This is a genomic window from uncultured Pseudoteredinibacter sp. (assembly GCF_947500695.1).
Taxonomy (GTDB): Bacteria; Pseudomonadota; Gammaproteobacteria; order Pseudomonadales; family Cellvibrionaceae; genus Pseudoteredinibacter.
Map to the genome: position 1 here is coordinate 43,357 of NZ_CANMSS010000003.1, position 14,031 is coordinate 57,387.

The window sequence follows — 14,031 nt, forward strand, 5'->3', positions numbered from 1 at the left end:
AACTGCTCAAGCCGATGGGATGCCGCCCTTCATACCCCAAGGTAGCTATAAAGCCCCCTTCCTGCTTTATAGCCCCCATCGGCTTTGAGCGACTTTTTTCTACATGCTCCTTTAGCCCTGCAGAGCGTTTAGGCGCGCCAGGGCTGCTTTGTATTCAGTACCTAATTTGGCAATATAGTCTCCAGCAGGCTGGACTTCTTTTACCGCACCAATACCCTGGCCGCAGCCCCAGATATCTTTCCAAGCTTTAGTCTTCTGATTACCGCCCGAGCCAAAGTTCATCTTAGACGGATCACTTTCAGGTAATGCATTCGGGTCCATACCAGCAGCCTCAATGGAAGGCTTTAAGTAGTTGCCGTGAACGCCAGTAAATAGATTGCTGTAAACAATATCTTCTGCGCCGCAATCGGTAATCATCTGCTTATAGCGCTCATCAGCGTTGGCTTCGGTGGTGGCGATAAAGCCAGAACCGATATAGCCCAAATCTGCACCCATAGCTTGAGCTGCCAATATGGAATCGCCAGAAGCGATAGAACCAGATAACAATAATGGGCCGTCGAACCATTCACGAATCTCTTGAATTAGGGCCAGAGGTGACTGCACGCCAGCGTGGCCACCGGCACCGGCAGCAACCGCGATTAGTCCATCAGCACCTTTTTCAATCGCTTTTTTAGCAAAGGTGTTATTGATGATGTCGTGCAGCGTAATGCCGCCATAAGAATGGATAGCTTCGTTAAGCTCAACACGTGCACCCAGTGAGGTGATGACAATAGGCACTTCATATTTCACGCATAGCTCTAAATCTTCGTCCAGACGGTTATTAGAGCGATGCACGATCTGGTTTACTGCATAAGGGGCAGCAGGCTTATCTGGGTTTGCTTGGTTGTGGCGATCGAGCTCTTCATTGATATGAATTAGCCACTTTTCAAACTCACCTTCGCCGCGCGCGTTAAGTGATGGAAAGGAGCCCACCACGCCAGCCTTACACTGTGCGAGAACCAGCTCTGGGTTGGAAATAATAAACATTGGCGACGCTACTGCAGGGACAGATAGACGGCCTTTTAGAATCTCAGGTAATGCCATGGGGTGTTTCCTTTGCCAAATTTCAAGACACAAAATGTACCAGCGACTATAAGACCCCAGATGAGATTCGCTCGCAATGGCCAGATATGCCATTGCATTGGCAAAAAATAATGAAAATGGTCAAAAGTGCTATCTGAGTGGTCTGCTGGGAGCATCCTAAAGCTCAGGGACTGTTAATGAATACAGGGGTATCTCGATACGGCAGAGCAAACTGAGCGCCATATGCTAGATTTATAGTAATAACAAAATAGCAGGGTCGCATTACAAGAATTCTCTATGAATAGTCAGCAGGAATTTCAGCTAGACAACCTTACCCCCCTCTATACCAGTCAGCGGACACGGATATCCAAGGCCCTCGATAGGCTAAGTGGAGAGCCCTTGGTGGTTAAGCAGTCTATATCATTGGATTTGGATTTTTCCCGCTATGGTGAGTGCAAAGAGTGGGTGCTGGGAAGAGGTTTGGACCCGAGCTATGTCAGTTGCCCAATCGCTATCCTGCAGTTAGATCGGCGACCAGCGCTTGTCTTCGCCGAAGAGGGCTTGCGCTCATTGGCTGAGCTGGCGCCAGCGGAAGGTATGGACTTGCACGTCTGGCTAGATTTAGCCATTGAGATCTGTCGCTGTGTCGAATCTATTCATAATGCAGGCGTAATACATCGTGATATTAACCCGGCCAATATTGTCAGTCGGGCTGATTTCAGTTCAGTCAAGTTGATAGACTTCGAGCACGCCAGTGCGCTGCAAGAGCATTCGGTAGAATTTACGTCAGCTAAACAGCTCGCAGGTACACTAGCTTATATCTCGCCAGAGCAAACTGGCCGGGTAAACCTACCCATCGATCAACGCAGCGATCTGTACTCACTGGGCTGTACTTTATTTTATCTTGCTAGCGGCCAAACTTTGTATCAAAGCAAGGAGTCGGCCGAGCTGATATACGCCCATATCGCTCAAGCACCAACAGCGCTTGATAGCGTTTTACCTCGCTGGCCTAAAGTTATCGCCCGAGTTATCGATCGACTTCTTAAAAAAGACCCCAAGCTAAGATATCAAAGTATTACTGCTGTTCAGCAAGATCTTGAACACATTCGAAAAGCGTTGGGACAAAATAAATCTCTAGATAACTTCAATGTCGGTTTGGGTGACGCCAGCACCGCTATTCAATTGAGTCAGAAATTATTTGGTCGTGATCAGCAAAACGCCGAGCTATTAAAATCCTTAGAAGAAGCACGTGAGCAAGCCTGCCTATTGTCTGTATGTGGCCCTTCTGGTATTGGCAAAAGTGCTCTAATTCGAGAACTTTTTTCCGAAATTAGTCGCACCAATGGCATCTATATCTCTGGAAAGTTTGATCAGTTTGAAAAGGGGCATGCCTATACGGCGATTTGCTCCGCCTTAGAAGATTATATTGATCAAGCGCTCGCAGATGACAAGGTTTCGTGGCGCGAAGTCATTATACAGTCGGCGGCATCGGCGCTTCCCTTGCTCTTGGAAATGGTGCCAAAGTTTTCTCTGCTCCTGGGTGATCCATCAAAGCTTGAGAGTCAATTTAGTAAGCATGAGGTTAGAACTCAGCGCAACAGGTTATTTTCGGAGTTGTTCTTCGCAATATGCGAGCAATTGCATAGTCGTGGCCGAGAATTGGTGATGTTTATCGACGACTTGCAGTGGGCCGATGCTGCTAGCATCGAGTTGATGGAAAAGATGTTACAAAGAAAACCAAATGGTTTGCTTATTTTACTGAGTTATCGTGACGACGAAGTTGAAGAGAATTACCACGCCAGCCAACTTCTCAGGATCGTTGAGAGATCAGAGTATCGCTTTAAGAAGCTGCAACTACCGACTTTGGAGCAAGAGCATCTTCTGGGTTGGTTGCAGGCGGACCTTCACCTCGATAATGATGTGGCTTCCAAGCTGGCTGAGCAGCTGATGATTAGAACAGCAGGGAATCCTTATCATGTACGCTCCCTGCTAGAGAGTATTCTTTCCTTAGGGATTGTGTTTGTAGAAGGGGCAAAAGTTAAGATAGATTGGGATTCAATGCTGGCATTACCCATTCTAAGCCCTACAGAACATATAAAGGACAAATTGCAGGGACTGGGTGAGGAATCCAGGAATCTGCTTGCCCAGCTTTCTATATTAGGGAATAAATTCAGCATCTCTCAGATGTGTGATCTTCTCGATGTAAGAAGGTTTGAGTTGGCCGAAAAAATACGCGACCTCATCAAGATCAATGCCTTGTTTAAAGCGGGTGAATATATACATTTTTGTCATGACAGTGTGCAGAAAACCGCCTTTGATCTGCTACCCGAGGCGCGGGTTCAGAGTTTGTGCCTCGCTTTAGCTGATAAGCTGCAAGCAAAGCAAATCGATACCTGCACGCCACCTGACTACTCTCAATTTCTCCACCTATATAATCGAGCTCTACGGCTACTGGACAAAACTCAGTTAGACGATTTGGTCAGAATGAACCTTGAGTTTTCGCGCGAGCTAATGGCGCAAGCGGCCTTTGCTTCAGCTCTAGAGTTTCTATCGGTTGCAGAGAAAATTCTGTTAGAAAAACATGCGGGCAGCTACAGTCAGAGCCTTGGGGAAGTGCGCACCGCAATGGGTGAGGCCAATATTGGTCTGTGTAACTTCGATGATGGATTAGCCAAACTTGACTGGGTGATAAGCCAGGCTCGCAAAGATAAAGAAAAAATACCCGCTTTGGTCTCCAAGCTAAACTATTTCTCCGCAGGTCATCTTAACTCTGAAGCGGCGGGCGTGCTTAAAGAATTACTTGGCGCAATGCATATAGGAATGCCTAAGCGTGTTGGGGTAATGCGTCAGGTCTTGGGCTTTTTCAGTTTGATGCGCCATTCTGCGGTTCGAAACCCTGAAAAAATACTTGAATTACCAGAGCTTAAAAACGAGGACGTAAAACAGCAAATAAAACTATTGTCTGCTTGTCTCGTGGCGGCTTATCTTTGCGAGTCGGACTATTTTGGCCTGATTGTCATGCACATGATCAAATTGACTCTGAAGCATGGCGTTTTTGATCAGAGCGCAAGCCCTATGATTTGCTTTTCAGTAGTGTGTATGGCTTTTGGGCGTTGGGATTTGGCTCGACGCTTTGCAGAATCTGCTCTGGCGCTATTAGAGAGATACGACAATAAATCGACTGAAGCCTTTGTTTATCTTAATTACGGCGCCTTGGTTAATCATTGGTTTAATCGCCCAATTTCTGAAAATGAAAGCTATGTAAAAATGGCTTTGGAAAGTGCAGAGGCCTGCGGAGAGTTCGAAGTGGCCAGTTTGGGTATCGCTATTCTGACTGGTCAGCGTTATTTGCGTGGTTTACCATTGCCGTCCTTGATCGAAATTCAACTCAATGCACGTGAGTATATTGAGCAATTTGAGAAGGATCTGTCCCTTCAGCATAGTGATTTTACTATCGAACTATTTAGAGCCGCCTCTCTGAACGAAAGCGATGGGGTGACGATTTCCGGCCCTTTCTTCAATGAAGAGGACATGTTGAGCCTTGAGGCCGATCAAGGCGAGAGCATATTTGTCTCGGGGCTTTATGCTGATAAGGCCTTTTTATGTATTTTGCAAAAAGACTACAAGCTGGCATTTGATAATTTTAGCCGTGCCTTCAATGGCAAGATCATGGAAGCTGCGGGGAGTTATTATCACCCCTTTATTTTCATGGTTGGAGTGGTTGCGGCCGTCAACTGTCTGAGGCTCGATTATCAGCCGTTGAAAGCTCGCTATTATATATGGGCCTTATTACGCCGTTTAAAAGCTTTATCAAATCAAAGCCCGGTTAACTTTACGCCGTATTACTTACTGGCAAGAGCTTGTTTCCTAGCGCATAAAGGATCCTTTGAGCGAGGCATGCAGGCTTACCAGAAAGCCCTAGATTCTGTCGCTAGAGATGGAGTTTTACAGACTAAAGCCTTGGCTCATGAGTTATTCGCACGATATCTACTGGCAAAAAACTTTATCGGCTTGGCAAATACCCAGATACGTTTAGCCTATGAGTTTTATCAGCAGTGGGGTGCTCAGCCAAAGTTACGCTCCTTGCGTGAAGAGTTTGCATTTTTGCAAGATCGTTATGCTGCGTCTGACAGTATATTAGGGACTACTACCCGTACCGTGAGTGCGGATCTTGACTTTAAGGCGCTTTCACAAAGTATTGAGCTTTTAGGGAGCAGTTTGGACAAGCACCAGCTGCTTTCAGGGCTGATGGATGCGTTACTGCTGAATTCCGGGGCTAATCGTGTAGCTTATGTGGAAAACTTTTCTGGTAGTTTAAACCTACTGGCGCTTAAAAGTGGTGCTTCGGATTGCCTAATTCTTGAAGAAGGTGAATCCAACTTACACGAACATCAGTTGCAGTTATCCTTGCTTCACAAGGCAAGAGATAACAAGGGCAGAGTTCTGCTAGAAAACTGTGAGCTTAATGGTGCCAGTCTAAGTGTTTTGGTAATTCCTATTCATCGCAAAGCTAAGCTGCAAGGTTTGATTTATCTCGAAAACTCACTCTTTGCCGACGCATTCAGACCAGACAATGTTGATGTTTTACGTTTGCTAGCATTGCAAGCGGGTATGGCGTTAGAAAATGCCGGCGTTTTTGAGCATGCCGAACGAGAGCGAAAAAACGTCGAAAATATAATTGATGCTGCGCCACTACTGGTTTTTGAAGTATCAGTCGATGCTCGGATACTGTACGTCAACCCCGAAGCTTGTCAGCTAACTGGCTATAGTAAAGAAGAAATGATTGATGCTAATTGGTGGCATTTGCTTCTGCATGAAGAAAACTCAGCTAACTTTAGGGATGTGCGTCGCGCCGTTATAAAGGGCGAATTGAATAACTTCGAGTTTTCGATTCAAACTAAGGATAACGAAGAGCGCATAGTGTTATGGAGTAATGTTATCCGCCAAGCGGAAAAAGGGCGTCGTAGAATTTTGATTTTTGGTGTGGATGCCACTGAGGAGATTGTCGCTAAGCGAAAAATGTTAGGATTTAATCAGGAGTTGCAAGAGCGTGTTGCTTCAAGAACACATGATTTGGAGGTTTCTTTGCAGAGCTTGAAGGAGGCACAAAGCAAGCTGGTCGAATCTGAAAAGGCCGCCGCCCTTAGTGGACTGGTTGCTGGTGTTGCTCACGAAATCAATACGCCCATTGGCATTGGAGTCACGGGTGCTACCCAGTTTATAGACAGTACCAAGCGAATTGTTAGGGATTATGAGTCCGGCTCGATGAGCCAGCAAGGCCTAGAGGGCTATTTTAAAAACAGTATGTCGATTGCTGAGCTGCTACATAATAATTTACATCGGGCGGCAGAGTTGGTGAAGAGTTTTAAGCAGATATCAGTTGATCAAACCAGTGAGGCTCGCCGACGTTTCTATTTAACCGAATATTTGCAAGATGCTTTGTTGAGCTTACATAGTCAGTATGCACATCGCGATATCACTGTTGACCTGGAAGGCCCAGAGCTACTTGAAATCGATTCATACCCTGGTTTTTATTCTCAGGTGCTGACGAACCTACTAATGAACTCATTGTCCCATGCTTATGAGGAAGAAGATTCTGGTCAGATTAAAATTCAAGTATCCATTGATGATAGCGAAATCAACATAAACTATTGTGATGATGGCAAGGGCATCAGTACCGATAATCTTTCGAAAATTTTTGACCCATTTTTTACCACAAACTCCCAAGGTGGAGGCACTGGATTGGGACTCAATATTCTTTATAACCTGATTACTCAGAATTTAAAGGGCGAGATTCGTTGCGAAAGCGATTTAGGGGCAGGGGTTTGTTTTTATATTACATTGCCTAGAGAGCTGGCGAAGGAAGAGATAAGACAGCATCACTGATGGTCTAAAAGCTGGTCACCGTGGTGACCAGCTGCAACATAGAAGATTTACATCTTCTCCATAGTATCTATGCCTAATAAATCCAAGCCTGTGCGCAAAACGGTGGCAGTAGCCGCACATAGCTGCAGGCGGCTCATTTTGTCAGCTTCACTTACACCATCTTTTAGAATTGGGCAGGCCTCATAAAACTTCATGTATAGGCTAGCCGTCTCGTATAGGTAGGTGCAAAGAACATGTGGGAAGGCTTCTTTGGCGACCTGCTCTAGGGCCTCGTCAAAACGCAATAGTTTTAAGGCTAGTGCTTGTTCTTCAGCTGCAGCAAGATTCAAATCTGCATTCAAATCATCGGCTTGAATTTCAGCGCGACGGAAAATACTCTGGATGCGAGCGTAGGCATATTGCAAATAAGGCGCAGTATTACCTTCAAAGCTCAACATGGATTCCCAGCTGAAGATGTAATCATTGGTGCGGGTTTTAGAAAGGTCGGCATACTTAACCGCGCCAATGCCTACTTTGCGAGCCACCTCTGCACGTTCTTGCGCGCTTAGTTCGGGGTTTTTGGCTTCCACCAATGCACTGGCACGCTCTACGGCTTCGGTCGTTAAGTCCGCCAATTTTACCGTGCCGCCGCTGCGGGTTTTAAATGGCGTGCCATCTTCGCCCATCATGGTGCCAAAGGCGTGGTGCTCCAAGCTTACAGCCTCAGAAACAAAGCCGGCTTTGTGAGCTAAGGTAAATACCTGCTTCATGTGTAGTGACTGGCGCGCATCAATAAAGTACATAATGCGATCAGCCTTAAGCTCGCCCACACGGTGACGCATAGCGGCTAGATCGGTAGTGGCGTATAGGTAGCCACCGCCTTTCTTCTGAATGATGACCACCGAAGGATTACCTTCTTTATCGGCAAGCTCTTCCAGGAAAACCACGATAGCGCCATCGTCTTCAACGGCTAGGCCTTGCTCTTTAAGCTCGCTAACCACCTTGGCTAAGTCGTCGTTGTAAAAGCTTTCACCTTTAACATCGCTACGCTTTAAGGTGACCCCCAAAGCTTGGTATAGCTCTTCACCGTGCTCTAGAGATACATCGCGGAATTTCTCCCATAGCTCTAATAGCTTGGCATCGCCACCTTGTAACTTCACGACGTAATCACGGGCCTTATCGGCAAAGGTGGGATCATCGTCGAAGTGTTTTTTTGCTTGCTGATAAAACTGCTCTAGGTCTTTAAGCGCCATGCTGGCAGCTTGATTTTGCCCGAGCTGCTCTTCCAGCTCAGCGGTGAGCATGCCAAATTGGGTGCCCCAGTCGCCTACGTGGTTCTGGCGAATCACCTTATGTCCCATAAACTCCAGCACACGAGCCAAGCTGTCACCAATAATTGTGGAGCGTAGATGGCCTACATGCATCTCCTTGGCTAGGTTGGGAGAGGAGTAGTCAATAACGATCGTTTGTGGGCTTACATTACTCTGAGTCTGACAATTCTGCTGCTTTAGCTGCTCGGCGAGCCACTCAGGACGTAAATGCACATTAATAAAGCCTGGGCCGGCAATCTCGGTTTTGTCGGCTAAGTCATCAAGCTCGACTTTGTCGAGAATCTCTTGGGCGATATCGCGAGGTTTGCGGCCCACGGTTTTGGCAGCGCCCATGGCGCCATTGGCTTGGTAGTCACCAAACTGTGGGTTTTTGCTGGGGGCCACATGAGGGGCACAGTCAGCAGGGATGCCAGCGGCAGCCATAGCTTGGCTAAAGCGCTGGGTAAGCAAATCACGGATATTCATAGCTCTTCCAAGAGGGCAAAAAACAAAGGCGAGATTGTAACTTGCAGCGTTTGAGATGCAAGCTGTGCCATGGATTTTGTCAAGCAGCTTCCAATTCTTAAGCATGTGCGAATATGCATTCATAAAATGCATAAATATGCGGCCAAATGCGGCTATTTTCCTAATCTTTGCTAAAATTAGGACGTTTTGTGGGGCTTTACATTTATTGGCTTGCAGTATTACCTGTCGGCGCTAAATTACTAGCCTCGAAAATACCCTTCTTTTTTATATTGATGCTCTTGGTTCGTGGTTCATTATGCAGAGTTTAAACTCCTTGTGGGAAAGTAAAAATTATCGCATCGCTTTTGTTATTGCTTTGTGTTCTATTCTTTGGATGCTATCGGGTTTAGTCGTTAGCTCAGATAGTGAAGAGACAAGCAGCGTAGTAAAGGCTGAGGATAAGCTGACTACTGTTCAGGTGCAGCGTCTAAAGAGTGAGCCATATGCCCTACAGGTTCGGGTAAGGGCGCGTACCCAAGCACACCGTATGGTGGATGTTCGAGCCGAAGTGGAAGGACGTGTCGCTCGTCAGCCGGTTGATAAAGGCGCGAAGGTTAAAATTGGCGACACTATGTGCGAAATCGCCATGGAAGATCGCAAGTTGCGTCTAGACGAAGCCAAGGCCGCTGTTCAACAAGCTCAGTTGGAATACGATGGTGCTCTACGATTGAAGTCTGGCGGTTACCAATCGAAAACCGCCATTGCTGGTGCCAAGGCACGTTTGCAAACCGCCAAGGCAAATTTGCAACGCAGCGAGCTGGACTTAGCTAATCTAAATGTCCGCGCGCCCTTCGATGGCGTGGTTGATCTACGTCCAGTTGAGCTGGGTGACTATATGCGCAAAGGTGATACCTGTGCTCGCGTTATCGATTTGGATCCTATTGTCTTAGCGGGCCAGGTTTCTGAAACCGAGGTTGCTCGATTGGCCGTTGGTGGTGAAGCGCATGCTAAGTTACGTACTGGTGAAGAGCTTACGGGTCGTATTCGATATATTGGTCGTGAATCCAACAGTGTGACTCGCACCTTTCCTATTGAGGTTGAAGTTGACAATGCCGACGGAAAATTGTTGGCCGGTATCACCAGCAAATTAGTGATACCTGTAGGCGCCGTAGATGCCTTTCATATTCCAGCTTCGCTTTTGACTTTGGATGACGATGGTAAAGTCGGTGTGCGAGTGGTTGATGAAACCAAAGTAGTACAGTTTCACCTTGTAGATATTATTGGCAATGACGATGACGGAGTTTGGGTTTTGGGTATTCCAGAGTCCTCTCTACTGATCACTGTGGGCCAAGAGTACGTTGCTAAGGGTGAAAAGGTCGCTTACAAATTCGCGGGCAATAAAAACGCGGAGCAGGCAGCCAGTCTATGAAGTTTCTCGAAGTTGCGGTCAGCCGTTCCCGCAGTACCTTAAGTATTCTATTCCTTATCGTCATGGTGGGCTTGTTTTCCCGTGAAAAAATGGCTGTTGAAATGCAGCCCGATGTTAGCTTGCCCTTTGTTATCGTGTCGGTTTTCCAGGAGGGGATTTCTCCTGAAGATGGTGCTCGCTTATTGTTGCGCCCGCTTGAGCAGGAGCTGCGAACCTTGGAAGGTTTGGAAGAGCTCAATGGCACGGCGCGTGAGTCTACTGCCTATATCTTAGTAGAGTTTGAATCTGATAAAGAGATTAAGCAGGCTGTTACCGAGGTGCGCGAAGCAGTTGATCGTGCAAAAGCAAAACTACCACAGGAAGCCGAGGAGCCAGTTGTTGAAGAGGCTTCGGCCAGCGACTTTCCGGCTATCGTAGTGACTTTTCGCGGTGACGTTTCTGAGCGAACGCTCTTTAAAACAGCCCAAGCTCTAAAGCGTCAGTTCGAAGGTGTGCCAGACATTCTAGAGGCCAATATGGTTGGCCACCGTGAAGAAGTGGTTGAGGTTATTATCAACCCTGACCAATTAGAGCACTATGGTATTACCAGTAATGAGCTGATTAATGCTGTACTTGGCAATAACTTATTGGTACCGGCTGGTGAGCTAGATAGCAGTCAGGGTCGCTTTGCGATTAAAGTTCCTGGTTTGATTGAGACCGCCCAAGACGTATATGGCATCCCGATTAAGTCTACCGCCGACGGCGTGGTGACCTTAGGTGAAGTGACTGATATTCGACGCACCTTTAAAGACCCAAGCCGCTTTACCAGTGTAAATGGTGAAAGTGCGATTGCGGTTGAAGTGACTAAGCGTCGTGATGCGAATCAGATTGAAGTGACTCGCAAAGTTCAGGCCATTGTTAACCAAAACGCTGGCAATATTCCTAAAGGCGTTACTGTTGAATACATCCTGGACCAATCAGGGTTTGCGCTCGGCATGATCAGCGAGATGGAAGGTAATATCGTTACCGCTATGCTGTTGGTGATGGTGATTGTTGTAGCGGCTTTGGGCTTTAGATCAGGTTTGCTGGTTGGCTTAGGTATTCCTTTCTCTTTGTTGTTTGCCATCATTATTATTTCCTATATGGGCTACACCTTTAACTTTATGGTGATGTTCGGCATGTTGCTGGCCCTTGGTATGCTCATTGATGGGGCAATTGTAATTACCGAGTTTGCCGACCGAAAAATGGCGGAAGGCTTAAGTGCTCGAGGGGCTTATCAGATCTCCGTTAAGCGCATGTTCTGGCCGGTGGTTGCTTCAACGGCAACAACCTTAGCAGCCTTTTTACCGCTAATGTTCTGGCCAGGTGTGGCCGGTGAGTTTATGGGGTTTTTGCCAACTACCGTATTTGCAGTGCTGACCGGCTCCCTACTGTACGCCTTGCTATTCGCGCCTGTCTTAGGTTCCTTGATGGGGCGCAGTGAAATGGACTTGGAGGTTCAGCAGCATTTGCGCAAACTGGAAACTGAATCTCCCACCAAAGTTAAAGGTGTTACGGGTGCTTATGCGCGCTTGCTAACGACTCTATTACGACGCCCTGTAGTGATGTTTGGGGTAAGTATTTTTACCTTGGTCGCGATCTTTATGGCCTATGGTGCTGGTAACGCGGGCCTTGAATTCTTTACCGAGACCGAAGAGAAGTATGGTCAGGTCGGTGTTCGCGCGCAGGGTAACTTATCGGTCGAAGAAACGCGTGATATCGTTCAGGAAGTTGAGCGCCGCGTGATTGCCACAGAAGGTGTGGTTTCAACTTACTCAGCCAGTGGTAGTGGCGGAACCCAAGGCGGCGGTGCTCGCCCACCTGAAAAAGATCAGGTTGGTTCAATTCTGGTAGAGCTGGATGATCCGCAAAAGCTGACGATGCGAACCCGCGAAGTTTTCGCTCTTATCAATGAGAACACTAAAGATATTCCTGGTGTCATTGTCAGCGCTAATGCTTTTGAAGGTGGTCCGCCGGTAGGTAAGCCGATTCAAATTCAAATCGCTTCCCATAATCACGATAAGCTAATTGCTACGGCGCGCCGAATTCATCATGCTCTGGATACTGAATTCGAAGGCTTGCGAGATATTACTGATACCACGCCATTACCAGGTATTGAGTGGGAGTTAAAAGTCGATCGTTCTCTTGCCGCTCAAATGGGCGCTAATATTGTTGAAGTCGGACGCTCCGTACAATTGGTTACCAATGGCGTAAAAGTGGGTGAGTATCGTCCTGATGATGCCGATGAAGAAGTGGATATTCGAGTGCGTTACCCAGATGCCGAGCGCGGTATGATGGCTTTGGATGATCTGCGTGTTAATACCAATGCAGGCTCAACACCGATTTCAAGCTTTGTAAATCGTCAGGCGCAGCCTAAGGTTGATAAGATCAAACGTGTTGATGGTATTGAAATCATGATGGTGCGCGCTGATGTGCAGCCTGGAGTTCTTGCCGATACGAAAGTGAAGGAAATTGAAACTTGGTTAGCCGAGCAGCCGAAGGATTCCGAAGTCGCGGTTGAATTCCGCGGTGCAAACGAAGAGCAAAATAATTCAGCGGCCTTCCTTTCGGTAGCCTTTTCGCTGGCATTGTTCTTGATGTTTGTATTGTTGGTGACCCAGTTCAATAGCTTCTATCAAGGCGTATTGATTCTATCGGCGGTGATCATGTCTACAGCGGGTGTTATGTTAGGCCTGTTGATCACCCAGCAGACATTCAGTGTGATCCTTACTGGTGTGGGAATCGTAGCCCTTGCCGGTATCGTAGTGAACAATAATATTGTCTTGATCGATACCTACAACCATGTTCGCTCTCAGGATTCGGAGCTAACACCAGCTGAGGCTGTAGTGCGAGCCTGTGCTCAGCGCTTGCGCCCGGTATTCTTAACCACGGTAACAACCGTGTTAGGCCTGCTGCCAATCGCGCTCGGTACGAGTGTCGATTTTGTAGGCCGTGAAGTGGTGTCTGGCGGGGTGATCGCATCCTTCTTCGTACCTCTAGCCAGTGCAGTGGTCTATGGTTTGGTGTTCTCTACTATTCTTACTTTGATTGTTACGCCGGTGCTGCTGGTCTTGCCTCAGCGTATTAGCTACCTGTTCTTCCGTTATATTTGGACGAAAAAGGCGGCTGAACAGCCAGTATAGCGCACTTATCTTGAGGGTCAGATCCCGTGGGATCTGACCCTGATCTCCTTTTAAACTCAAGCAAACTCTGAATTTTCCGCTATAACTATAATGGAAGAGTTTATGGAATTTGCTATGCCTGCCCGCCGTTTTCTATCTGGTCTATTTGTGTTCTTTATATCCGCTGTCAGTTCGGCTGCTGAGCCCTATTTATGGCTGCCGACGACTTATAAAGAGAAGCTGCCAGAGCTAAAGCAAGCCGTTGAAGTCGCTCGTACTAACCCCCGTTGCAGCAAGGTTTTAAAAGGCACGGTAAATGTTGATCTAAGCAGCTTGCAGGTGCCGGTTTTTAAAATTCTATGTCGCGACGATGAGCGTAAAACCTTCTCCCTTCTACTCGATGGCAGCAGCTTCACTACCTACGATCGCACAAAATCTCGTTTCCATACTGGCCCTAGCGAGCGCTCTATGCGTGAATATTGGATGGCCTGTAAAAAGGCAGTGAACGATATGTACGCGGATTTTCGTACGATTCGAGTACTCACTCGAAAACGCCCAGAGCCCACCTTGTATAAAGATGCGACGGTGGGTATTGCAATTGATTTTGATGCCGTTAGCTTGATCGGAGAGCCGCTAGCATTTAGGGCCGAGTGTATATTCACTAGTGGCACCAGTTATCGTTTAAAACTAACTGGCCGAGAAGATGAGTAGTATATTTCTACTTTAAATTTGGGCTTACAAAATAAAACAGGAGGCATGG

6 protein-coding genes are annotated in these 14,031 nt (G+C 47.1%); 4 read left to right on the plus strand and 2 right to left on the minus strand.

Going from position 1 to position 14,031, the window contains the following annotated elements:
* Positions 1-111 precede the first annotated feature (111 nt).
* A complete protein-coding gene (locus Q1A08_RS06865) occupies positions 112-1,083 on the minus strand; it encodes a nitronate monooxygenase family protein (protein ID WP_299771194.1) in 972 nt (323 codons plus the stop codon).
* A 276-nt stretch (positions 1,084-1,359) separates the two neighbouring features.
* On the opposite strand from Q1A08_RS06865, the gene Q1A08_RS06870 reads away from it, so the two are divergent.
* Positions 1,360-6,948, plus strand: a complete 5,589-nt coding sequence (locus Q1A08_RS06870) for an AAA family ATPase (RefSeq protein WP_299771196.1) — start codon at positions 1,360-1,362, stop codon at positions 6,946-6,948.
* A gap of 47 nt (positions 6,949-6,995) precedes the next feature.
* Here Q1A08_RS06870 and argS read toward each other — a convergent pair whose 3' ends face one another.
* Positions 6,996-8,723 (minus strand): arginine--tRNA ligase, encoded by a 1,728-nt coding sequence (argS, locus tag Q1A08_RS06875; protein WP_299771198.1) that lies wholly within the window; start codon positions 8,721-8,723, stop codon positions 6,996-6,998.
* A 295-nt stretch (positions 8,724-9,018) separates the two neighbouring features.
* Between argS and Q1A08_RS06880 the strand changes: the two genes are divergently transcribed.
* From Q1A08_RS06880 to Q1A08_RS06890, 3 genes are all read left to right on the plus strand, one after another.
* Positions 9,019-10,131 (plus strand): efflux RND transporter periplasmic adaptor subunit, encoded by a 1,113-nt coding sequence (locus tag Q1A08_RS06880; RefSeq protein WP_299771200.1) that lies wholly within the window; start codon positions 9,019-9,021, stop codon positions 10,129-10,131.
* Positions 10,128-13,292, plus strand: coding sequence for an efflux RND transporter permease subunit (locus Q1A08_RS06885; RefSeq protein ID WP_299771202.1), 3,165 nt, complete (start codon positions 10,128-10,130; stop codon positions 13,290-13,292). The genes Q1A08_RS06880 and Q1A08_RS06885 overlap by 4 nt, the downstream gene beginning before the upstream one ends.
* Before the next feature lie 102 nt (positions 13,293-13,394).
* On the plus strand, positions 13,395-13,982 hold the full coding sequence (locus Q1A08_RS06890) for a hypothetical protein (protein ID WP_299771204.1): 588 nt from the start codon (positions 13,395-13,397) through the stop codon (positions 13,980-13,982).
* The last annotated feature ends 49 nt before the right edge of the window (positions 13,983-14,031 follow it).

Bases quoted from the DNA above. Each gene is read 5' to 3' on its own strand.
- Q1A08_RS06885 (WP_299771202.1), top strand. From the start codon at position 10,128: ATGAAGTTTCTCGAAGTTGCGGTCAGCCGTTCCCGCAGTACCTTAAGT.
- Q1A08_RS06890 (WP_299771204.1), top strand. From the start codon at position 13,395: ATGGAATTTGCTATGCCTGCCCGCCGTTTTCTATCTGGTCTATTTGTG.
- Q1A08_RS06880 (WP_299771200.1), top strand. From the start codon at position 9,019: ATGCAGAGTTTAAACTCCTTGTGGGAAAGTAAAAATTATCGCATCGCT.
- Q1A08_RS06870 (WP_299771196.1), top strand. From the start codon at position 1,360: ATGAATAGTCAGCAGGAATTTCAGCTAGACAACCTTACCCCCCTCTAT.
- Q1A08_RS06865 (WP_299771194.1), bottom strand. From the start codon at position 1,083: ATGGCATTACCTGAGATTCTAAAAGGCCGTCTATCTGTCCCTGCAGTA.
- argS (WP_299771198.1), bottom strand. From the start codon at position 8,723: ATGAATATCCGTGATTTGCTTACCCAGCGCTTTAGCCAAGCTATGGCT.